The 22,398-nt window shown below is 48.0% G+C and carries 21 protein-coding genes; 3 read left to right on the plus strand and 18 right to left on the minus strand.

Translation table 11 applies throughout. The features are described 5' to 3' along the window. Positions 1-183: 183 nt before the first annotated feature. The 10 genes from tkt to QP860_RS06000 form a co-directional block, all read right to left on the minus strand. Positions 184-2,190, minus strand: coding sequence for a transketolase (gene tkt / locus QP860_RS05955; protein WP_284912359.1), 2,007 nt, complete (start codon positions 2,188-2,190; stop codon positions 184-186). Between the two features lie 160 nt (positions 2,191-2,350). Continuing rightward, positions 2,351-3,052 (minus strand): hypothetical protein, encoded by a 702-nt coding sequence (locus QP860_RS05960; RefSeq protein WP_070618261.1) that lies wholly within the window; start codon positions 3,050-3,052, stop codon positions 2,351-2,353. 11 nt (positions 3,053-3,063) lie between these two features. Next, positions 3,064-3,789 (minus strand): DUF5058 family protein, encoded by a 726-nt coding sequence (locus tag QP860_RS05965; protein ID WP_070618264.1) that lies wholly within the window; start codon positions 3,787-3,789, stop codon positions 3,064-3,066. Positions 3,790-3,945: 156 nt separating this feature from the next. After that, positions 3,946-5,094 carry an ArgE/DapE family deacylase gene (locus QP860_RS05970; protein ID WP_284912360.1) on the minus strand — a complete coding sequence of 383 codons (1,149 nt, stop codon included), beginning with the start codon at positions 5,092-5,094 and terminating at the stop codon, positions 3,946-3,948. A 178-nt stretch (positions 5,095-5,272) separates the two neighbouring features. Then, positions 5,273-6,232, minus strand: coding sequence for a nucleoside hydrolase (locus QP860_RS05975; protein WP_284912361.1), 960 nt, complete (start codon positions 6,230-6,232; stop codon positions 5,273-5,275). Between the two features lie 64 nt (positions 6,233-6,296). Then, complete coding sequence (locus QP860_RS05980; RefSeq protein WP_284912362.1) at positions 6,297-7,064, minus strand: PepSY domain-containing protein; 768 nt, start codon at positions 7,062-7,064, stop codon at positions 6,297-6,299. 114 nt (positions 7,065-7,178) lie between these two features. Continuing rightward, positions 7,179-7,925 (minus strand): alpha/beta hydrolase, encoded by a 747-nt coding sequence (locus QP860_RS05985; protein WP_284912363.1) that lies wholly within the window; start codon positions 7,923-7,925, stop codon positions 7,179-7,181. Then, positions 7,915-9,591 (minus strand): 2-oxo acid dehydrogenase subunit E2, encoded by a 1,677-nt coding sequence (locus tag QP860_RS05990; protein WP_284912364.1) that lies wholly within the window; start codon positions 9,589-9,591, stop codon positions 7,915-7,917. The genes QP860_RS05985 and QP860_RS05990 overlap by 11 nt, the downstream gene beginning before the upstream one ends. Positions 9,592-9,607: 16 nt before the next feature. After that, complete coding sequence (locus QP860_RS05995) at positions 9,608-10,609, minus strand: alpha-ketoacid dehydrogenase subunit beta (protein ID WP_070618280.1); 1,002 nt, start codon at positions 10,607-10,609, stop codon at positions 9,608-9,610. A gap of 16 nt (positions 10,610-10,625) precedes the next feature. After that, positions 10,626-11,714, minus strand: a complete 1,089-nt coding sequence (locus QP860_RS06000) for a thiamine pyrophosphate-dependent enzyme (RefSeq protein ID WP_284912365.1) — start codon at positions 11,712-11,714, stop codon at positions 10,626-10,628. 172 nt (positions 11,715-11,886) lie between these two features. Between QP860_RS06000 and QP860_RS06005 the strand changes: the two genes are divergently transcribed. After that, the gene (locus QP860_RS06005) at positions 11,887-12,393 is read left to right on the plus strand and encodes a glycine/sarcosine/betaine reductase selenoprotein B family protein (RefSeq protein WP_083294353.1); all 507 of its coding nucleotides are present in this window, start codon (positions 11,887-11,889) and stop codon (positions 12,391-12,393) included. 3 nt (positions 12,394-12,396) lie between these two features. Beyond that, the gene (locus QP860_RS06010; RefSeq protein WP_143236727.1) at positions 12,397-12,729 is read left to right on the plus strand and encodes a hypothetical protein; all 333 of its coding nucleotides are present in this window, start codon (positions 12,397-12,399) and stop codon (positions 12,727-12,729) included. 84 nt (positions 12,730-12,813) lie between these two features. Here QP860_RS06010 and QP860_RS06015 read toward each other — a convergent pair whose 3' ends face one another. The 6 genes from QP860_RS06015 to QP860_RS06040 form a co-directional block, all read right to left on the minus strand. Further along, on the minus strand, positions 12,814-13,728 hold the full coding sequence (locus QP860_RS06015; RefSeq protein WP_284912366.1) for a TDT family transporter: 915 nt from the start codon (positions 13,726-13,728) through the stop codon (positions 12,814-12,816). A gap of 373 nt (positions 13,729-14,101) precedes the next feature. Further along, positions 14,102-14,299 carry a heavy-metal-associated domain-containing protein gene (locus tag QP860_RS06020; RefSeq protein ID WP_284912367.1) on the minus strand — a complete coding sequence of 66 codons (198 nt, stop codon included), beginning with the start codon at positions 14,297-14,299 and terminating at the stop codon, positions 14,102-14,104. Next, entirely contained in the window at positions 14,296-16,764 is a 2,469-nt protein-coding gene (locus QP860_RS06025; RefSeq protein ID WP_284912368.1) for a heavy metal translocating P-type ATPase, read from the minus strand. The genes QP860_RS06020 and QP860_RS06025 overlap by 4 nt, the downstream gene beginning before the upstream one ends. 111 nt (positions 16,765-16,875) lie before the next feature. Then, complete coding sequence (locus QP860_RS06030) at positions 16,876-17,640, minus strand: 3-oxoacyl-ACP reductase (protein ID WP_284912369.1); 765 nt, start codon at positions 17,638-17,640, stop codon at positions 16,876-16,878. Position 17,641: 1 nt separating this feature from the next. After that, positions 17,642-17,863: a DUF2829 domain-containing protein gene (locus tag QP860_RS06035; protein WP_284911217.1), complete on the minus strand. Its 222-nt coding sequence runs from the start codon at positions 17,861-17,863 to the stop codon at positions 17,642-17,644. Positions 17,864-17,873: 10 nt separating this feature from the next. Beyond that, positions 17,874-18,563: a hypothetical protein gene (locus QP860_RS06040; RefSeq protein ID WP_284912370.1), complete on the minus strand. Its 690-nt coding sequence runs from the start codon at positions 18,561-18,563 to the stop codon at positions 17,874-17,876. Positions 18,564-19,041: 478 nt separating this feature from the next. Between QP860_RS06040 and QP860_RS06045 the strand changes: the two genes are divergently transcribed. Continuing rightward, positions 19,042-19,905: a Cof-type HAD-IIB family hydrolase gene (locus QP860_RS06045; RefSeq protein ID WP_284912371.1), complete on the plus strand. Its 864-nt coding sequence runs from the start codon at positions 19,042-19,044 to the stop codon at positions 19,903-19,905. Positions 19,906-19,907: 2 nt separating this feature from the next. Here the strand turns inward: QP860_RS06045 and QP860_RS06050 are convergent, their stop codons facing one another. After that, positions 19,908-21,233, minus strand: a complete 1,326-nt coding sequence (locus QP860_RS06050; protein WP_284912372.1) for a M18 family aminopeptidase — start codon at positions 21,231-21,233, stop codon at positions 19,908-19,910. A 109-nt stretch (positions 21,234-21,342) separates the two neighbouring features. Further along, the gene (locus QP860_RS06055) at positions 21,343-22,386 is read right to left on the minus strand and encodes an ABC transporter ATP-binding protein (RefSeq protein WP_284912373.1); all 1,044 of its coding nucleotides are present in this window, start codon (positions 22,384-22,386) and stop codon (positions 21,343-21,345) included. Positions 22,387-22,398: the final 12 nt, after the last annotated feature.

The following is a 22,398-nucleotide window of genomic DNA, read 5'->3' on the forward strand; positions in this document are numbered from 1 at the left end:
CTTAAAAAGCCATGCTAGCAGCTTGAGCCCAGCTCTCTCGCCCAGCAAAACGCAAAGGGCTAGTAGGGCTAAGATTTTAGCTTACTAGCTGTAATTCACTTCAGTCGGGTAAGGTGAAAAATCCTAATCCAATGACAAAAAAGGCTGTGCCTCTAATTGGCACAGCCACATCTTTTAACGGATTTATTTTTGCTTGTCGATCACTTGGCGCATCTTATCTGCTACATTGTCAGCAGTGAAACCAAGTTTTTCTTGGATCAAGTCGCCTGGAGCAGAGAAGCCGAACTGGTCGATGGTCAAGCTAGTGCCTTGACTGCCAGTATAACGTTCCCAACCGAAGGAAGCGCTCATTTCAACAGCGAGTCGAGCGGTGACTTGACTTGGCAGAATACTTTCCTTGTAAGCCTCATCTTGGGCTTCAAAACGGTCCCAGCTTGGCATGGAGATAACCGCTACGTCCACCCCATCTTCAGCTAATTTAGCTTGAGCTTGGATAGCCAGGGCAACTTCTGAGCCAGTTGCTAAGAGGAGGCCGGCTGCTTGGTCGTGGGCTCCTTGAGCAGGTGACACCACATAGGCTCCCTTATCAATTGGTGCATGAACAGTCGCTTCTAGACTTGGAAGTCCTTGACGGCTGAGAACGAGAACAGTTGGTTGATCTTGGGTTTCAATCGCTTGTTTCCAAGCCGCAACGGTTTCGTTGGCATCAGCTGGACGAATTACTTGCACATTAGGAATGCAGCGGATGCTGGCTAATTGTTCGATTGGCTCGTGGGTTGGGCCATCTTCCCCAACTGCTACGGAATCGTGGGTCATCACGAAGACAGGAGCTGTCCCTTGGATGGCTGCCAAGCGGAGGGCTGGGCGGAGATAGTCAACAAAGGAGAAGAAGGTCCCCCCGTAGACCTTGCTGCCGCCATGGAGCTGGATCCCATTCATCGCCGCTGCCATAGCGAACTCACGCACACCGAACCAGACATTGCGTCCAGCATAGTTATCAGCTGTGAAGTCTTCTTCGGCACTGACCATAGTCTTATTAGAAGACGCCAGGTCAGCTGCCCCACCCCAGAGATAAGGTAATTTTTCTGAGAGGACTTGGAGGACTTCATGGCTAGATTGGCGTGAAGCCAACTTGGAATCTGTACCATAAACTGGCAGGTTTTCTGCCCAGTCGCTAGGTAATTCTTGGCTGAAGCCCAGCTCAAAGTCGCGGGCTAAGTCTGGATAAGCTTGGCGGTAAGCCTCAAAGCTTGCTTCCCAATCAGCTTCAGCCTGAGCGCCAGCTTCTACCATTTCTTCCTGGAAGCGCGCCTTAACTTCTTCAGGAACGAAGAAATCATCATTCTCCCATTGGTAAATGGCCTTAGCTGCAAGGATTCCTTCCTTACCTAAAGGTGCCCCATGGACGGCTGAACTGCCGGCATTAGGTGCCCCATAACCAATCACTGTCTTCACTTCGATCAGAGTCGGTTGGTCCGTGTGGGCCTTGGCTTCTTTAATGGCTTGGTCAATGGCTTCCAGGTCATTCCCATCTTCTACCCGGAGATAGTGCCAATTATTCGCTTCAAAGCGTTGTTGGACATTTTCTGTGAAGGCCTTAGAGGTCGGTCCGTCTAAGGAAATATCATTCGAATCATAGAGCACCACTAACTTGCCGAGGCCCAGATGACCAGCTAAGGAAGCAGCTTCTTGGGAGATCCCTTCCATCAGGTCCCCATCCCCACAAAGGGCATAGGTGTAGTGATCCACGATCTGATGGTCTGCCTGGTTATAACGGGCTGCTAAGTGGGCTTCAGCCATGGCCATCCCAACAGCCATCGCAATCCCTTGGCCGAGTGGTCCAGTGGTCGCTTCAACCCCGTCTGTATGGTTCACTTCGGGATGGCCTGGTGTCCGACTTTCCCATTGGCGGAACGCCTTGAGATCATCAATCGTCACATCATAACCTGCCAAGTGCAAGAGCGAATAAAGCATCGCTGACCCATGACCAGCAGAAAGAATGAAACGGTCACGGTCAACCCAGTTTGTTGACGTTTCAGGGTTCACTTTTAAGTGTTTGGTCCAGAGCACGTAAGCCATTGGAGCTGCACCCATGGGCAAGCCGGGGTGGCCAGAGTTAGCCTTCTCAATCATGTCCATGCTGAGGGTACGAATCGTGTTTACGCCGAGCTCATCAACTTTATCGAACAATTACTTCACCTCTAAATTATTATTTCTAGGTCCTTGGACCCGGTTACAGTCTATCACTTCTATTATCCTAGAAGCGCCCAGGATATGCAATGTTTAAATTGAATTTTCATCCGATTTCCGGTAAGTGGAAAAAGGCTGGAAGATTTTTCCAGCCAATTGTTTAATATTCACTCAAGTGCCCCTTCTTGTACATGAAGTAAGCGGTAGCTACCGAAATGATCATGCAAGAAATCAGGATATAGGACTGGTATTGGGCGAATCCCTGGGGTCCTAGGATTAAGAAGATCCCGACCGCAAATAAGATAGGAGCTACGGATAGCTTCTTATGGTTGAGGATCTGAGGGACCGTAATGGCACCGTAGAGAGCCGGAATGATTTGGTCAAAACCTGGCTTCAGGAAGGGGTGGTTCAGGATAGGAACCAACCAGGAACCGATCAAGAAGGCCCCTAGAATCAAAATAATTATAGTCACAATGGAAGAAATCCCTACACAGATAATGGCGATCACATTCCCCTTATCCGTACCTGGTTCGACACCAGCAATCTTTTGACCGGCAACAGTTACCGGAATCTTCAAGTTCGTGATATTCCCGGTAATCGAACTGAGATACATAGCGCCTGCTCCGAGGATGGGATAGAAGGAAACATTCTCAACTACCGCTGTGGGAAGGAAGATCGCGATCAGTCCTGAAGCAGCGACCAGGGCCTTGCCAAAATCGAGGCCTACACCTAACCAGTAAGCCGTTCCTAGAGGGACCATGAACATCCCCATTAAGGCAATAACACTTGTGATCCGACCCAAGCGGTTAATCTCCCGGCTATATTGGGCATCGGATTCAATTTTTCTCTTATTCTCTGCCATACAAGCACCTCCTAAAAGACATTAGCGTAGATAATGACGGCCAGCATGCCCACAATCATGGAAATGGGCATCGAGAAGTCACTCAAGAGTCGCTGGTCGTAACGTTTGGATAAGGCATTGAGAGCCAGGGTACACAAGCCCGCCGCCACAAAAGCTATGATCGACGAAATATTGGCTACATTAGCCACATAAGGCGTGGATAGAGTAATCAGCATAGCTGTAAAAAGGGCTGCAGAGAAGATTCCTACAAAGGCCTTACTCTTAGGATTTTCCCGCATCTTCTGAGACATCTTATCCAGCTGCCCCATGAAGAGGATGTTAAAAAGAATCCCCCAGATAATTCCAATCGTCATCACAAACATAATAATCACATAGATCTTTGGCGTTAGGCCCGGGTCGGAAATATCCGTTAGCCCCTGACTTTGGGCTGCAATATTAGCCGCTGACCCCTCGTAGACAGCAGAGCCGACAATGGACAAGCGCAACCAAGGGAAATATTTACCTAGGGGTACCGACAGGGCGAGCATCATAACAATAATGGGAAGAGAAGGCACAATGGATAGAAGCGCACTATTGGTCATAGCCCGTTTCAGTACCTCTTTTTCCATGTCAAGTTCCAAGCCTCGCTTCCAAGCTTTACGAATAAAGAGCAGGGATTGGATGACAACAATTGCAATAACCAAGGCACAGAGGGCAAAGACCACTGGACTATTGGCTACTTTTAAATAGTCACTCATTATTTTCATCTCCTTTGATAAAAAAGGAGGCTAGGAGCTCATCCCAGTCCCCTCTTCGTTATTTAGATTTTTTGCCTTGCTAGCTAATGATTAAGACATCGCTTAAGCAAGAGCACAACAGATCGCCAGCTATCATTCGATAGAGGATCGTCATTTTTAGGCTAAGTAAGTTTTGGCTGTTTCGATATAGAGGTCAATAAATTTCAGGTAATCTGCTACTTCCACATACTCATCGAGCTTGTGGGCACGGGAGGTTTCCCCTGGGCCAAAGACTGCCAAGTCATAGTCATCACTAATCCGGCCAAAGTTGGAAGCGTCGGTTGCGCCGGCTAGAGTTTGCGTCCCCACTTCCCAGTCAGCTGAAGCTTGGATAGCCTTAACTAGGGCATTGTCTGGGCTAGATTCAGCGGCGGGGTTGTTTTGTAAGAGATTCAATTCCAGACGACCGTCATTCTGCTCGTTGAGTTCGTCCATGGTGTCTTGCATCATCTTAACCACTAAGTCATTGCCAGCTTCTGGCACCACCCGAGTATTAGCCTTCATGACTGCCTTGCTGGCGACACTATTGATCTGGGTCCCTGCTTCAATCACGGTATTCACATTGAGCGAACGGCCCAGTTGGTCATTATAGGCTTCATCCGTATTAAAGGCTTGGTCGAATTTGTCATTCATGATATTGATGTAGTCCACCAAGAGTTGGATGGCGTCGATCCCTTCTTCCGGCATGGAGCTGTGGGCACTCTCCCCATGGGCAATCACTTCATACTGGATAGAGCCTTTGTGGGCATTGATAATAGCTTCATTTCCGCTTGGTTCAGCGATCAAGAAGGCGTCGGCATCATCGAGGTAACCTTCATCAACCAATTGTTCCGAACCTAACATACCGATTTCTTCCCCAACCGTTAAGGCTAGGCGCAGGGTCCCCTTGAGGTCCGCATTAGCTTCTTTCAATTCAATGAGGGCAATCACGATAGCGGCTAGGCCAGACTTCATATCTGTCGTGCCGCGACCGAACATCTTACCATCCACAATTTCAGCCCCAAAAGGATCGTGGCTCCATTCCTCATGATCGCCAGCTGCAACCACATCCAAGTGGCCACTATAAACCAAGACCTTACCTTCTTCTTGGCCCTTGATTTCAGCCACTAAGCTGCTCCGTCCTGGGGCATACTCTACCAATTGACTGTCAATCCCATGTTCTTGCAAAAGATCAGCAATATACTTAGCCACTTCTTCTTCATGGTCATTTTCACTTGGAATCTGAATAATGTCCTGTAAGACTTTGATACGTTCTTCTTTATTCATCCTAATCTACCTTTCTTCTCAGTAAATGTCATATATTATGTCAAAAAAGATTAAAAGCTACTTATATTTTATCTGATTTTAGGCCTTTTTGCAATTATTAGTTCTTTTTGCGTTATTTAATGTAACATATGGTGTAAGAAAAAAGATCCAGACAAAGCTGGATCTTAGTCACTTATATTTAAGCTTCTTGGGCTAGCATGCTGCTAATCCGGGTCATGAATTCTTCGAGGAAGCGGTCCGTATCCACCTGAATAGCAACTGACATGCTAGGGTCTGGATCATTCAAGCGCTCGTTATCGCCAATAGTCCGGCCCCGGCTGGCACCTTCTGTTTCCACCTTCATATTGAGGGGCAGGTAGTCCACCAGATCTTCTTGGACGGCTACTGCAACGGCCAGGGGATCGTGGAGGGCACAGCCCTTCAGATGGGGTGAGGTGATTTCATAAGCTTTGATATAGTAGTCAACAATATCAGCCAAAACCCGGCCGGCCTCCGTCCCCAGGGCCCGCCACTTCGCGGTATCCTCATAGGTCAGAAGGGTGCGGAGAGTCACATCCAGGCCAACCATGGTCACATGGACATCACTTCTGAACAAGCGGTCAGCTGCCGCTGGATCTTGGTTGATGTTAGCTTCCGTATAAGGGGTCACATTGCCGCAGACCGTTAAGGCCCCACCCATGATGACAATCTTACCGGCCTTCTTGAGGGTCGCTTCATCTTGGGCCAAGGCCGCATCGAGGTTAGTCATGGGACCCGTAGCCACAATGATTAAGTCCTCGCCATAGAGGTCGCAAGCCGACAGGATAAAGTCAACGGCGGATTCTTGGCTAGGCTGGCGGGCAGAATCTGCCAAGTCGACATTGCCAATCCCATCCTCACCATGGATGAGAGCTGAAACCTCTAAGACTTCAAAGTCAGACTTGTCGCTAGCATGGGCTAGGCCAGGAAAAACAGGCACCTGGTCCTGGCCAAAAAGATCCAAGAGCTTCAAGGCATTGCGAAGGCCATCCGCCATCAAGACGTTCCCATAAGTTCCTGTAATGCCGATCAATTCAACTTCCTTTGAGGCAACAGCGTAGGCAATGGCCAGGGCATCATCGATCCCTGTATCCAAATCGAGAATAATTTTTTTCGTCATGGTTCTTACTCCTTGTTCACATGGTTCCGGCACGAGGGCCTTACTGGACGGTCAAATTTCTAAACTAATCTTGGTCGTAGGCAACAACTTCTCCGGATTCGGCATCAATCTTCACTTCACCCTTGCTTTGGCGACCATCGCGGAGGTCCACCTTCCAGTAGAACTTGCCATCGCTGTCGCGTTCAAGCTCCCATTGCCTTGCTTGGTCAGCACGCGCTTCCTTAAGGGCAATTTCAGTAGCCTCTTCTAAGCTAATCACTTGGTCTAATTGGAAGCGGTCTTTAGGGTCATTGGCACTGCCCACTTCTTCCTTCTTCTCAACAATGGCCAAGTCATCCGCCAAGGTCAGGCTGTAATCCTTGTCGTCATCTTCCCCTTCGATTTCAAAGCGGGAATCGCCTTCCGCTTCCACCTCAATGCTGGTCAATTCAGCACTTGGGAATTGATCTTTGAAGCTAGCAACAGCTTCTTCTAAATCCTTAGTAATAGCTGCGACATCTGTCTCAGCCCCGCGACGGTCAGACTGAGACCGGCTAGACCCTGATGAAGTCCAACGAGAGCTTTCTTCCCGATCATCTCGGTCGCCTTTATCCTCTTGGTCATCTCGGTCATCTTGACTATTTTGACTTGCTTCACTGCGGCTAGACTTCTTACTTTCTTTGGATGCGCTGGAAGACTGGTTCTCTTGAGCTTGGTCCTGGCTATCCTGGCTCGATTCTTCTTGTGTTAAGGGATCCACCCGTTGTGCTTCCTCGCTCGGTTGAGCCTGGCAGGCCACCAAGAAAGTAGAAGCTAGCAAAATAGTTGAAGTCCGTTTAATCCATTTTTTCATTCGATATTCCTCCTTAAAAGCATATCACATGTCATAAATTTAGCTTAGCACATCTGCCTCTAAGAAGCACCCAAAAGCCCTTCAGGACAAGCTAAATAAGGAAATTTATGACGATCAAATGGACAAGGAGGCCAGGAAATGACAGATATCTTGAACTAGACAGTTCTTGACGGAATCCCCCTCTAAGTAATGGTTAGCTTGAGGATAAATATGGAGGCTAGACTTTCCTTTAGTCGACAAGAGCCGGCACAAACGCTCGGCGACTTGGACAGACACCACTTCATCCGCTTGACCGTGCCCTATAAAGACAGGCTGGTCAAGCGAAGCCAAGCGCTCAAAATTTTCATCCATCCATTGGTTCATCCCACTCAAAACCTGGTCAAATTCTTCAAAGAGCTCCTGAACCTGGTCACGGTCAGCTACGGTCGGCACACCTTCCAAAGACCGATAGTATTTTTGGCGCATAAAATAAGGAATCCGAGTCTGTCTCAAATCCGTCAGTATCGGACACGATAAACTAATGACAGCCTGCACTCGGTCTGTTTCACAAGCCAGAGCGAGGGCCAGGAAGGCACCTAGGGATAAGCCTGCAGCGACCACATTCTGGTGACCTTCTTTCTTTAAAAAGCTCAGAGCCGAGCGAGCATCCTCTAAATAAGTAGACAATGGAGCTGTTAAAACCATTTTTAAATCGCCTTCTTGGTGGCTGCGATAGTAAGGAAGGTATAGGGCATACCCCTCCTGTTGCAAGCTTTCAGCGAGCGACTCTACTTGATTGGGACTATCCCCTAAAGAATGCATCAGTAAAATAGCCGGTTTATCAGCCTGGCCTGGCCAATAAGACGTCCTTTTACGCGTCATTTGCATGGTCCCCTTCTAATAATTCGGCTTCCATCTGAAAGAGGAGGCTAGGTTTCTCAATCATATCTTTAATAAAGTTAATAATACGAACGATCTTATCCCGGGTAACAATCCGTGCATCCACAACTAGGGTCATCGCTTTCAAAGGACGAACCACCATCTCGCCTTCTCGAACGACCACTTCATCTTGACTAGCCGCCAAGCCTAAAATAGCAGCATCAGGGTAGTGAATGATCGGAACAAAACCATCTACAGGGCCATACTCCGACAGATCGGTCAGTGTAATGGTTGATTCTGAATTAGTTTCATAGTTAAAAATACGTTCTTTTTTGACTTCATATTCTAGCTCAGCCAAACGTTTTTCAATCTGAGCTAGCGACATGTCTTGGGCATCCTTGACTACCGGGGTAAATAAGCCTTGAACGGTATTCATTTCAATCCCGACATTGACATAAGATTTAAAACGGAAGACAGAGACCACATCATCAATGCTGGCGTTCAGTTCGGGATAACGATGAGCCGCAATACATAGCGCTTTAATGAAATAAGGGAGGTAGTCTTGCTTACCTAGACGGTCACCCTTTTGGATTTTTAGATAGGTTCTCAGTTCAGTCATATCGACTTTAACTTGAACAGAGAAAGGAGGAATTTTGTGATGGGTCATTTCGAAGCGAGAGGCATTATATTTACGAATATAAGTCTCTTCACGCCCCTGCTCTTCGTCAGGCCGATGAGTCCAATAGCCTGGGTCTAGTTCATTAATCCAACGATAGTTCCATTCCCGTTCGCCCACCGCATGGTCAAGGGCCATATCCACCATTTCCTTGGTCACAATCCCGTCCTCATTAACCGGCAAACGCGACAGGTCTAAATGATTAGCCACTGCATATTGGCGAACAGCCGGCGCAGCTTTAACGGTTTCGGCGCGTTTCTCTAATTCTTCCTTAGGCAGTTCATTAGCCACATGGACAGGAATGGGTTGGCTGCCATCTTCTGAATGCATAAAGTTAGTCTGCAAGGGCTCTAAATAGCGCTGCTTACGCTGGCTAGCTGCTTTTGGTTCCCCTTGTTGGGCCTGGCCTTGTTCAGCCATGAAGGTTTTATCAACCTGGGGTGCTTGAACTTTTTCTTTAGGCTGCTGTCCATGGACGCGCTGGAAGATTTCAGCAGCTGATCCGGTTTCTTCAACGATCAAATAATCGCCATCATCAGCTGCTTCTGCTGGGCTCACTTCTTCTTGGTCTTCTTTTTCCGCTTGATCTGAAGGTATACCGCTTGTCTCTTCAGTCACTGCTTCTTTTGACGCCAATTTTGCCTGGTCGTTTTCTGGGGCGGGAGCGAGTTTTTCATCTGCTGAAGCTTGAACAATCTGTCCGTCTTCTGCCACTCGACCCGCATCACCACCGGCTCCTGTTCTCAAGTCAGACTTGCCGTCGTCGATCATAAGCACCTTTTCATTGCGGAAGATATAATCGCCTAATTCAATATAGAATTTTTCGATGACACCATCCACTGGAGAAGCTAGCGCTCCTGTTGCTTTGTCCGTTTCCATTTCAGCAATCACGTCACCTTCCTTGACGCGATCGCCCACTTGTTTATGAACGGCTACCATCTGAGCCTCGAAGATCCCCTCACCAAGAGGAGGTAGTTTTACTAAAAATGCCATAGATTATTCCTTTCATTTATCCGTTAACTGTTTCCCTGATAGCTTGCAAGATATCCTCTGCACCTGGCAGCCAATCATCTTCGACCTGTTTGAAGGGGAAAGAAGTATTTGGAGCTGATAAAAAGCCAATCGGTCTTAATAAGTCATAAAATGCCCGACGAGCCATCTCTGATACAATCCGGTTACCAAGTCCAGCAATCCCCTGGGCCTCTTGAACCACTAGCAGGTGCTGGGTCTTTTGTACCGAACGCAGGATGGTCTCATAATCTATCGGGTGGACAATTCTTAAATCAATCACTTCCACCTGGATGCCTTCCTCAGCAGCGCGCGCCGCAGCTTCTTTAGCATAGCGCACCATCGCACCATAAGTCACCAGGGTCAAATCTTCCCCTTCGCTAAGAACTTTAGCTCGGTCGAGATCAATGCTATAGCTTTCTTCAGGCACCTTCTCACGGAATGACCGGTACAAGAGCATATGCTCCAAGAAGATCACAGGCCCATCATCCCGGATAGCAGCCGTGAGCAAGCCCTTAGCATCGATTGCTGAAGACGGCACGACGACTTTCAGACCTGGAAACTGGGCCAGCAAGCCTTCAAAGTTATCTGGGTGAAATTCTGGGGTCCCAACGCCCCCACCAAAGGGCGCTCTCACCACAACGGACATGGCTAGGTGGCCACCGGTCCGATAAGAGGCCCGGGCCATTTGGTTGATACTATCCATAGTCTCAAAGATAAAGCCTAAGAATTGGATTTCGATCACGGGACGGAAGCCTTGGTAGGCTAGACCAATTGCCATCCCCGATATACCGGACTCAGCTAAGGGCGTATCGAGGACGCGCTGCTTGCCAAATTTTTCTTGGAGGCCTTCTGTCGCGCGGAAGACGCCCCCATTCTTTCCAATATCTTGTCCAAAGAGAACCACTCGGTCATCCTGGGCCATTTCAAGCTCCAAGGCTTGATTGATAGCTCTCACCATGGTTAAATTATTGCCTGCTTCAGGATTTTTTCGATTATACATAAGTCGCTCCTCTCCCTTACTCTGAATCGCTGACTGAATCAGGATACTGCCATGCCAAGGTCTCATCCAAGGTCATTGGGACTTCGCCTTCGCTTTCAGCCATGCCTTGTTTGATGCTTTCGACCGCTTCTTCATAGAAACTGACTTCTGTTTCTTCTGAATACAAGCCCTCGGCCGTTAAATACTTGCCATAACGCAAGAGCGGGTCTCTGGCCTCCCAATAATCGAGTGAGGCTTGGTCACGATAGCGCATGGGGTCATCGCCCATGGTCGAATGTGGCTCCATGCGGTTGGTGACTAATTCAACCACTACCGGCCCCTTGCCCGAAGCAGCATGCGTCCTAGCTTCTTTAGCCACACAGTAGCTTGCGAGCGGGTCATTGCCATCAACACGGACACCTGGAATTCCTGCAGCTACTGCTTTTTGAGCCAGGGTCTGCGCCTGGCTCTGTTGGCTGAGCGGAGTCGAAATCGCATAGCCATTGTTTTGAATAAAAATAACTAGTGGGCTCTGATAAACCCCAGCGAAGTTCATCGCTTCATAAGTATCCCCTTGTGAGGTGCCCCCATCCCCAATATAGGTGAAAGTCACTTGCGGAGACCCTTTGAGCTTTTGTCCTAAGGCATTGCCCTGGGCCTGGACTAACTGGGCCCCAATAATGATTTGTGGTAGGGCTGCATGGATGCCCTTCTCATAAATAAAGCTCGACCCCTTCACATGCCCCTTAGACCAATTGTAAACATCAGCAACTGAAGCCCCATGCATTAGCAATTGGGGGATGTCGCGGTAGGAACCAAAGAGAAAATCCTCCTTTTCAAAGGCGTAATGGCTGGCGATCATCGCCGCTTCCTGTCCTTTAGAAGGCGCATAGAAGCCCATCCGCCCTTGCTGGGAATAGGAATTGGTTTGTTCATCAAAAGCTCGTGCAAAGACCATACGTCGCATTAATTCAACCAGTTCATTATCTGTTAAATCCGTTAGCAAGTCTGCATTGACGACTTCGCCATTCTTATCAATTGCCTGTAATAACGGGAATTGTTCAGCAATAACCTGTGACTGTTCCAAATTTAAAATCGTATTTTTTTCTACGTCGCCTTGACTCATATTAATGCCACCCTTTTCTATTGAAATAAGACTTGTGTCATTCATTCACAATTATAGCAAATATTCATTTCTTTGCCTAATTCAGTCCCAAGCTTTAATTGACTCTGACCAAGCATTCGACTATACTAGCACTAGTTGTGAAAGCATGGCTTATTATTAAGGAGGTGATCGCATGAAACATGTTGATTCAACGATGCCCACCAATCATGATCGTCAAACGATTGAAGCGCAAACCGCAAAGTCTCATAATCTGGAGGCAATGACCCTCACTTGGAGACAAGCACCACAAATCGCACCGGTGATTGATAAACCCTTATCCGATCTCCGTGTCGCCATTGCCGCTTCTACCGGTGTCCATCTTAGAACGGATAAACCTTTTATTCTTACAGGAGATGCCTCTTACCGTATTATCCCAGGAGACGCTGATTACCGAGATCTGACCATCAGTCACGTCCGTTATCCGAATCAGGCTGCCCACCGCGATCTTGATGTTGTCTATCCTTTGAAAACTCTTCGCTATATGGCTGAAAAAAATATCATCGGCGAAGTTTCACCAGTCAATATTTCCTGGATGGGACACGTCCCACGCGTTGATGTGCTGATTGAAGTAACAGCTAAACAAATTGCTGAAACTTTAGAAGAAAACCAAGTGGACTTGGTGCTCCTCTCGCCTGGCTGATTTATGTGTCACCAGTCCGTGGGATTGGTCGCTCGAGAAATCGAAAGCCGTGGGATAAGAACCGTTCTTGTCGGACATTTCCCTCATATTGCTGAAAGGATCCGTCCACCGCGCATGTATATTGTCGATGCCCCACTTGGAGAAACTTTCTCAAGTGCCTATGACTACCACATGCATGAAGTGATTGTCCACGAAGCTCTCGAATTTGCTCGCACTGGTGGGAGTGAATTAATTTACTACCCACCTTATGTCTGGAAAGATTATACCGGTCTGGTTCTTCCTGAAGGTGTTGAAGATCCACAACCGATTATTATCAAGAACCCTAGAGCACTATAAATTAAATACTAAAAAGGCTTTGGAATCCCTTCTTTCTTAGTTAGAAGGGGCCAAAGCCTTTTTTGTTAGTCATTCAGCGGTCGCCTATTCTGACTTAAAGATCAAGCGCATATAGCCATAGAGAACATAGGCAACAATAGCTATAGCGACTACGGTCTCCAGCAATACAAGCAGACTCGTCAGCGCATTATTCCATCCCAAAACGGGCAGGGCTAATTTCAAAGAGAAAGCCGAAATGACGAGGGGGAAGGTTAAAGCTGCTGAGGTAGGAAAGAAACCTAGACGAATCAAGCGAGGAAGTTGGACCAAGATGCTGAAGTAAAGCAGCTGAGAGAAGACTAGGAGAATAGCCAAGAGCAAGTGAGAAGGTTCTTGGAAACTATTCACATAACCAGCTACTAAGAGGGAGAAAGGCGCACATAAGATCGCCGTTGTGAGCTGGGCAGGTTGAGGCAAGTCACGTAAGCCATAAACCCGGTAGAGCATAAAAGGCATCACGGCAATCCCTCCAATTAAACCAAACCAGAACAAAATCTGTCCCAAGAAAAAGTTATCGTAAACAGGGGCCGTCACACTAGCCACCACAAAACCAACAAAAACAACCCCCCAAGAAGGAAAGACGACACTCATTTTGCGTTGGGGAAGATAGCGTGCGAGATAACGAATCACTAAAACTAAATTAAAGATTAAACCTACATACCAAATCACTTCAGCTAGCGTGATTGGTAGCTTCAATAAAGGCGTTAAATAAGTTGATAATAACATGATCGACATGGGATAAGTCGGAAAGACAGAAGCTGGTAGGGGGGCACTCATCTCTTCTTTAAAGGCTGAATAATTCACAAATAAATTCAAGGTATAAGCCATAAAAAGAAGCAAAGCAAGGCCACCCAAAACCAGGCGAATCCCCGCCCCGTAAGACTGAAGTAAGTTACCCAAAGTCGCTAGCGCCAAAATTAAGCCAGACATAGCGAAAGGCTGTCTCTTCAAATAATTCATAAGATTTCCTCCTAAAAAAGATATACTAATCACTCGAATTATAGCAATAAATGAAGCCAATCACAAATCAGACTTTCCGTTCAAAACATATGGGAATATTGAATCAGGGTGTGAGGGCGCGCGAGTAGGAGTAGACCTCTGGAGAAAAGCAACCGAGAAGACTAAAAGACTTCGACGGTGCTTTGTGAAGAGGAGCCACTTCTGCGCGACCAAACCCAACTATCAGGGTGTGAGGCTTGGATGATTGGACCAAGACACCCAAGCAAGTCAAATAAAAAAGCGCCAACACGACTGCCTTACTCCTAAAAGCTTAGCTGAAGGATCCAAGCTTTGGGAGCTACAATAGTGTCTGGCGCTTATTCTTTTAATAGCACTAGTCTTCCAACTGGTAATTAGTCCCAGCTAGAGCTTGTTTTAAGTCTTCGACTTCGTAGTCATCACTTACTGTGACTTGTTTTTGGTCGAGGTCGACTTCGGCACTTTCTACGCCGAAGACTTGACTTAAAGCTTCTTCAACATTTTCTTTGCAGCCTTGGCATTTAAGGCCGGATACTTGATAAGTCTGAATCATGCTTTCACCTCCTGATTCGATGGTTTAAATCTTTTCAAACGAAGGGCATTCAGTAAAACAGAGATGGAACTGAAACTCATTGCTGCCCCTGCAATCATTGGATTGAGGAGTGGTCCCCCGAAGATGTGGAGGAGGCCCATAGCAACTGGAATCCCCAGCACATTATAAGCAAAGGCCCAGAAAAGATTTTCCTTGATATTCTTAATGGTAGCCCGGCTGAGTTCAATACTTGTCGGAACATCTAGCAAGCTAGAACGCATCAGCACAATATCCGCTGATTCAATAGCAACATCTGTACCAGAACCAATGGCGATACCAACATCAGCTTGAGCTAGAGCAGGGGCATCGTTAATACCATCCCCGACCATGGCAACTTTATGGTCCTGGCCTTGTAGCTTAGCTACTTCACGTGTCTTATCTTCCGGTAAGACCTCAGAAATGACTTGGTCGATACCGACCTGACGGCCAATCGCCTCTGCGGTTCGACGGTTGTCTCCGGTCAGCATGACTACCTTCAACCCCATCTCATGAAGAGCATCGATAGCTGCTTGACTATCTGACTTCACAGTATCTGCCACTGCAACTAAGCCTAATAATTTTTGGTCACGACCTAGTAGCATCGGTGTTTTCCCTTCGGCTGCTAAACGGTCCATTTGTGCTTGGGCTTCGCCAATAGCAATGCCTTGATCTGCCATTAATTTAGCATTACCAAGGAAAATATCATGCTCAGCCAAACGAACGTGGATACCACGTCCACTTAGGGCTTCAAAGTTTTCGGTATCTTCTAAAACAAGATTAACCTCTTGGGCGCCTTCAATAATCGCTTGAGCGAGTGGGTGTTCTGACCCTTGCTCAGCAGACGCACTTAATCTGAGAACTTCCTCTTGGCTCAAATCGCTATATGTTTCTAAGTCGGTTAAAACCGGCTTACCTTCTGTGATGGTCCCTGTCTTATCAAAGACAATAGTTGTGACTTCTTGAGCGGTTTCGAGGGCATCCCCGCTCTTAAAGAGGACGCCATTCTCTGCCCCCTTACCAGTCCCCACCATAATAGCAGTTGGAGTCGCTAAGCCGAGAGCACAAGGACAAGCAATAATCAGTACGGAAACAAGAATAGTAATCGCGAAGTTCCAAGATTCGCCACCAATTAACCACCAAGCCAGAGCAGAGAGGATGGCTAGGACAATAACGATTGGTACAAAAACACCCGATACCTTATCTGCCATACGTGCGATTGGTGCTTTAGAACCTTGGGCTTCTTCCACTAAGCGAACAATTTGCGCTAGACCGGTGTCTTCGCCGACCTTGCTAGCTTTCATTTGGAAGCTCCCATTACTATTAATAGAGGCTCCAACGACTGAGTCGCCAACTTTTTTATCTACAGGCATACTTTCCCCTGTAATCATCGATTCATCAACGGCTGATTGCCCTTTAATGATTTCACCATCGACTGGAATTTTTTCACCAGGACGTACTTGTAAAATATCACCTGGTTGTAATTCATCTACGCCTACTTCAACGACTTGACCATCCTCACGAACCAGACGGGCCGTATCTGGTGCTAGGTCCATTAATTTCTGGATAGCTTCAGAAGTTTTTCCTTTAGACACATTCTCGAAATAACGACCAAGGGTGATTAAAGTAAGGATAACCCCTGCTGATTCATAGTAGAGACGCATAGCGTAAGAAGCATCGCCTTGGCTAATCTTCCACGTCGAGAACAAGCTATAAAGGACTGCTGCACTTGTCCCTAAGGCAACCAAGGAGTCCATATTAGGATGGCCTTTAAAGAGTGCCTTAAAACCTGTCGTAAAGAATTCATGATTTAAGACAATTACTGGAAGAACCAAGACTAACTGTGTCAAGGCAAAGGCCAAAGGATGGGCCATGGGATCAAGGGCACTAGGTACTGGTAATCCAACCATGTCCCCCATCGCTAAGTAAAGTAGAGGGACCGCAAAGATGGCTGACCCAACAAAACGGCGCCATAGATGCTTAATCTGTGCATCTTTACGTTCTTGCTTATCTTCTCGCTTAACCGTTGACTTGGTCTGAGCCTGATAGCCCGCAGCTTCGACGGCTTGAACAATATCATGGGAGGTCAGATGATCACTATCATAAGCTACCTGCATCTCTTCTGTTGCTAAATTAACATTTGCTGTTTCTACGCCGTCCAAATCAGATACAGCTTTTTCAATTGTTTGGGCACAAGAGGCGCAGGACATGCCCGTAATAGCAAAGGTCTCCTTCTCTTCTGCCAATTCTAATTGATAACCAGCATCGGCAACCTCCGCTGCAATATCTTTGGGACTTAAGCGTTTATCATCATAACTTACGGTTAATTTTTCTGTTGCTAGGTTGACATTAGCTTCATCAACGGCATCCATCCCGCTGACCGCGCGTTCAATCGTTTGGGCACAGGAAGCGCAGGACATGCCAATAATGGGATAGCTTGCTTTTGTCATCTAATCCTGCTCCTTTCTTTTTATAGTCTACATTTGTAAACTTTACAACTAAAGTGTAAAGGGTTGGTCTACACTTGTCAACCCTTTACGCTCGATTTCTTATGATTTAGCTTAGCGGATGAGCCAGCCCCCGTCAACGGGGATCACGGCGCCTTGGATATAGTCGGCCCCATCACTGGCTAAGAACAGGGTCAAGGAGGCAATTTCTTCTGGATCGGCCCAACGCTTGACGGGCGTTTGGTCTGCTACCCACTGGGCCAGCTCAGCGTCATCTTGGAAGTCCTTGGCGTTCATCGGTGTGGCCACCGCACCTGGTGCAATAGCATTAGCGCGAAGACCACCAGCCCCGTAATCATAGGCAAGTTGCTTGGTAAAACCAACAATAGCGTGTTTGGCTGCCGTATAAGCAATCCCTCCACCCCCCGCAGTCAGTCCTGCAATAGAAGCCATGTTAATCACCCGTGAACTGGGTGCCGTTAACAGGTAAGGTAGGGCTGCTTGGGTCACATAGAAGAGGCTGTCCACATTGGTTCGAAAGACTTCCTGCCAGAGCTCATGACTGCTTTCAGCTAGGGGCAGGTAGTCGTCTAAGATACCCGCCGTATTGCAGAGGACATCCAGAGCCTCCCAGTCCGCCAAAAGTTCAGCGATAACTGTCTGGGCCGCAGCCTGGCTTAAGTCCAGCTGGCAGGTTCTCACTTGGTCTTGCCCTTCTGCCCAATCCATCGGTGCTCGGTCGACAGCTAGGACCTGGTGGCCAGATTCAAGAAAGGCCTGGGCTTGGGCCTGGCCAATTCCAGAAGCAGCCCCCGTTACCAGAACCTTAAGCGGCTGTCTGAGTGACTTTCTTTGGCTAAAGGTTTGAAAAGATTTCATCTTAGTCAACCAAACGCCAGTCTTCAGCTAAAAGATCGCAAACAGTCGGTTGAAAGACACTAAAGCCCTCTCCCGCCACCGCAATCAAGAAATAAGGGGTCACTGGACGGCCCTCATATTCCTGACCGGCAACATAACACACATACTCTTCGGCCCCCGACCAGCCCTCACGGATAATGCGGGCGCCGTCTTTTAATTGGGGTAAAATTGCTTCAAAAGTCATTCAACATCTCCTAATTCAAATATTCTTGCATGGTATCGGCTTGGTCAGCAGTCGTGTTCCCAGCAAAGTTAGGGGCTGCTAAGGAAATACCACCTTGTTCATTATAATAGAGATACCATTCTTTAGGGAAGTCCGCTTGGTCATTATCCACTTCAACAACCGTATTTACCTTGATGTCGCGGATTTGACCAGGCAATTGGGCAGAGAAGACTTGGATGGTCTTGGTTGGAACCTGCTTGATCTGTATGGCAAAATTTCCTTGGCCTGGAATATTCACATAGCCTTCATTGTTATCCAAGTTAATATTCTGTGGCGCATTGGCTACGGTATGGGGAATCACAAAACTTATAGCGCCGACATTTTCAGCAGAGACGCCATAAGGATAATCATCCCCCTGGGCAGAGCCTTGGACAGTTACATCTGTGCCGTCTGCAGATTCTTGGTCAGAAGACTCGCTGGACTGGTCGCTCGCCCCATCCTCAGCATCTTTGGAGCTCGCTGATGAAGCATCATCTTTGCCGTCTTGGCTTTTGGCTGCATCGGCTTGGCTATCGGCTGCTGCCTCCCCTGCTTGACTAGTCGTATCGGCCTGGCTAACGCTTCCCGCTTCATTATTCTGTGCACTGTCCTGGCTACAAGCGGCCAAGAGGAACACACTGGAAGCCAAGAGTAACTTGCTAGCAAACTTTGTCATTTTCATCATGATCTCTCCTATTCTAACAAATACTATAGCGCTTACTTATAACTTCATTATAACAAGCCCCCGACAAAAGTTAAAATAAAGGCCCTTATCTCCCATCAAAAACAAAAAAAGTCGACTAGGCGCTCGACTTTTTCGCATAAGGCAGGCCATAGCCTTCCTTACTAGCTGCCAGTCCCCCATTAGACTGACACTTAACTTTAAAAGAAAATCTAAGAGGGGCTAAGGAAGCTGATGAATATCATTTGTACTGAGAAAAGCTAGCATTATCCTTGTATGCACTTGCCCCCTAGACCTCGTTCAAGTCTCCCCTAGTTTAGGCCTAAAATTCTGAGAAAGAAAGTTCAAAACTTTCTCGGATCCAGTAGTTTTTGCTGACAAGTTAGACAGTTTATCTTAAGATAGAACTGGAAAAGAAGACTAGATACTTAATAAAAATATCCCTTTATCACACAGTCTTCAGAAAGGATAGGATTCGATGATAAAACTGATTGCTTCTGATATTGACGGCACCCTGCTCACAGACCAAGGCATTATGAGCCCCCAAACCCACCGGGCCATCCACCAAGCCATCGCAGAGGGGATCGAATTCTTGCCGGTGACAGGGCGAGGCTATGCGGCGGCCCAGAATATTATCGGCATGCAGGGGCTCCAGCTCCCTATGATTAACCTCAACGGGGCCCTGGTCTCCTCCGCCCAAGGCCAAGCCTTAAGCCAATTGCCCCTGCCCCTGGACCAGGTTGTCGCTATGTGCGACTTCCTCAACCAAGCAGGCGTTCGCTATTCCCTCGTCAGCCAGGATTGCTATTACACCACAGATCCCGACCGCTATCAAGCAGGCATCATCCGCTTTCTCAAAGATCAAACTGCCAGCCACCAACAAGCAGGTATCCCAACACCTTCTATTGAACTTGACCAAGCCAAGGCCTTCATCCAAGACATAGGCAGACTTAAGGATCTGCCCCAGCAGGACTTCCTCAAGCTAATCTTCTTCACAGACCAGGAAGACCTCCGCCAAAGCTTCCGCGAGCATTTTGCTGGGGACAAGCTCCTCACCCTGTCATCTTCAGGCCGCCACAATGTCGAAATCACCCAGGCCAAGGCGAGCAAGGGACAGGCTTTGACCAAGTACCTAGAGGAAGCCGGTTACCAAAAAGATGAGGTCCTGAGCATCGGTGACTCCTACAATGACTTGTCTATGTTCGCCGTCACGGGACATAGCTATGCCATAGGCAATGCTGAGCCCGCTGTCCAAGCCCAGGCCAATGCCCTAGCCCCTAGCAACCAAGAGGACGGCGTGGCTTGGATGATCCAAGAAGTCTTAGCTGGTCGGATTGGCTAAGTCTACTTGCGGTCAAGTTTAAAGCCAGATTGACCATCTTGGCGGAGGCGGTAGTGGTAGAAGGCGGCGATGAGATCCCGCATATAGGCTGGATCATCGACCCCCGCGCTTTCATAGCTCGAATGCATGGCAAGCTGGGCCAGGCCAATATCCACCGCATTCACCGAAACCTGCTGCATGGCCAGGTTACCTAAAGTAGATCCGCCAGCCTGATCCGAACGGTTAGCAAAGAATTGAAGGGGGACCCCGGCCTCTTTAGCAATGACTTTGATAAAGGCCCGGCTGACCCCATCCGAGGTATATTTCTGACCAGCATGGGTCTTCACCACTACTCCAGCATTCAACTCCGGATAATTGCTTTCATCCATCACTTCAGGGTGGTTAGGATGGATGGCATGAGCATTGTCCGCGCTGATGAGGAAGCTCGAAGCCAAGCGTTGGTAGTAAGAAGCCTCATCGCCTCCTAGACTAAAGTGGATCCGGCGCAGGATATCTTTAAGGAAGGTCGACAAGGCCCCTTGCTTGGTCCCGCTCCCCACCTCTTCATTATCAAAGCAGGCGTAGACACTGGTTGTTTGGGGATGGTGAGCTTCCGCCTCGAGAAAACCAGCCAAAGTGGTAAAGGCAGAAGCCAAGTTATCCAATTGGGGAGCCGAGAAGAATTCCTTGTGGGCACCCCAAATCCGCCCAGGCATCCGGTGGTAGAGACTCAACTCCATATCCAGGATGGCATCAGCTGGCAGGTCCAATTCCTCAGCCACCAGAGCTTTGAGGTCCCCCTTTTGCGCCTTCTTACCAGCGAGGAGGGGGATCATATCCACTTGCGGATTCAAGGCCACTCCCTGGTTCATCTTCCGATTCATGTGGATAGCCAAGTTCGGAATAAGGACCAGGTCGCGGTCAAAGACCAAGAGCCGGCTGCTGATCCCTCCCTCTTCCTCGACCAAGACACGGCCCGCCAAAGACAGGGGACGGTCAAGCCAGGACTGGGCGATCATCCCTCCATAAGGCTCCGTATTTAAGCGCAAATACTTATCATCCTTCAACTCTGCCCGCTCCTTCAAGCGGTAGTGGGGCGAATCCGAGTGCGAAGCCACCAGGTTAAAGGCATAGTTCTGGGTATCTTCAGCCACTTTAAAGGCAATCAGACTAGACTGGTTGCGGGTCGTAAAGTAAGTCTGACCAGGTGCCAAGTGCCAATCTTCTGCCTCCGTCAGCTCCTGGAAACCTTGGTCCAAAAGCCGGCGCCGGATCTCCGCCACCGCATGAAAAGCCGTCGGAGACTTCTCAATAAAATCAATCAACTTTTCCGTCAGATCTAGGGACATAACCATCTCTCCTTCATTTCAAAACTTGATTATTACTAGCATACCCTATCCGAGTCAGCAAAAACAATGAAAAAGGACGACCAATAAGCTGGAGCGTCCTTTTTCATTTTTAGATTTCAACAGCCAAAGTCGTCTCCTGGCTAAAGGCCCTCACCTTCTGCCAATCATCAACAGCAAGGTCATAAGTTTTCCCCTCTTCCACAGCTTCCTTAGCTGGAATTTCAATAATTAAATGCTGGTCGGGGAATTGCTGATGATCCAGGTAGACATAGAGGCTACCACCGAGGTTTTCAATCAGAGACACCCGGTAACGACTGCCATCTTTTAAACTCAGGTTTTCAGGTCGAATACCAAAATCAATACCTGTCTGATTAACTAAAGGCGCAGGAATATCGACCAAGCTCTGGGCTAATTCCTGGGCCGGGATAAAGTTCATCTTTGGGGTTCCCAAGAATTCTGCCACAAAGCGGTTGGCTGGGTCTTCATAAATTTCTGTCGGTGAAGCGATCTGTTGGACTTCACCTTGGTCCATGACCACAATCCGGTCCCCCATGGTCATCGCCTCTGTCTGGTCGTGGGTCACATAGACCATGGTAGTTTGTAGGCGACGGTGGAGCTTGGAGATCTCATAGCGCATCTGGGATCTTAACTTAGCATCCAAGTTGGACAAGGGCTCATCCATCAAGAAGGCTTGGGGCTGTCTCACAATGGCTCGTCCTAAAGCGACACGCTGCTTTTGACCCCCGGACAATTCCTTAGGGCGGCGATCAAGATAGGCTTCAATCCCCAGTAAGCGGGCGGCCTCTTGGATCTTTTGGTCAATCTCATCTTTAGGCAGCTTCTCCATCTTAAGGGGATAGGCCATATTCTTATAGACCGTCATGTGGGGGTAGAGGGCATAATCCTGGAAAACCATGGCCAAGTTCCGATCCTTAGGCGCCTTATCGTTGACCTTTTCGCCGGCGATCAGGAGCTCTCCTGAAGTAATGGCTTCGAGCCCCGCAATCATCCGCAGGGTGGTCGACTTCCCGCAACCGGAAGGCCCCACCAGGACAATGAACTCCCCTTCTTCAATCTTGAGCTTTAAATTTTTAACGGAATAAGTCTTCCCATCGTAGGATTTACTGATATTTCTTAATTCAATTTCACTCATCTTTGGTCTCCT

It is taken from the genome of Aerococcus sp. UMB1112A (assembly GCF_030230715.1).
GTDB lineage: Bacteria > Bacillota > Bacilli > Lactobacillales > Aerococcaceae > Aerococcus.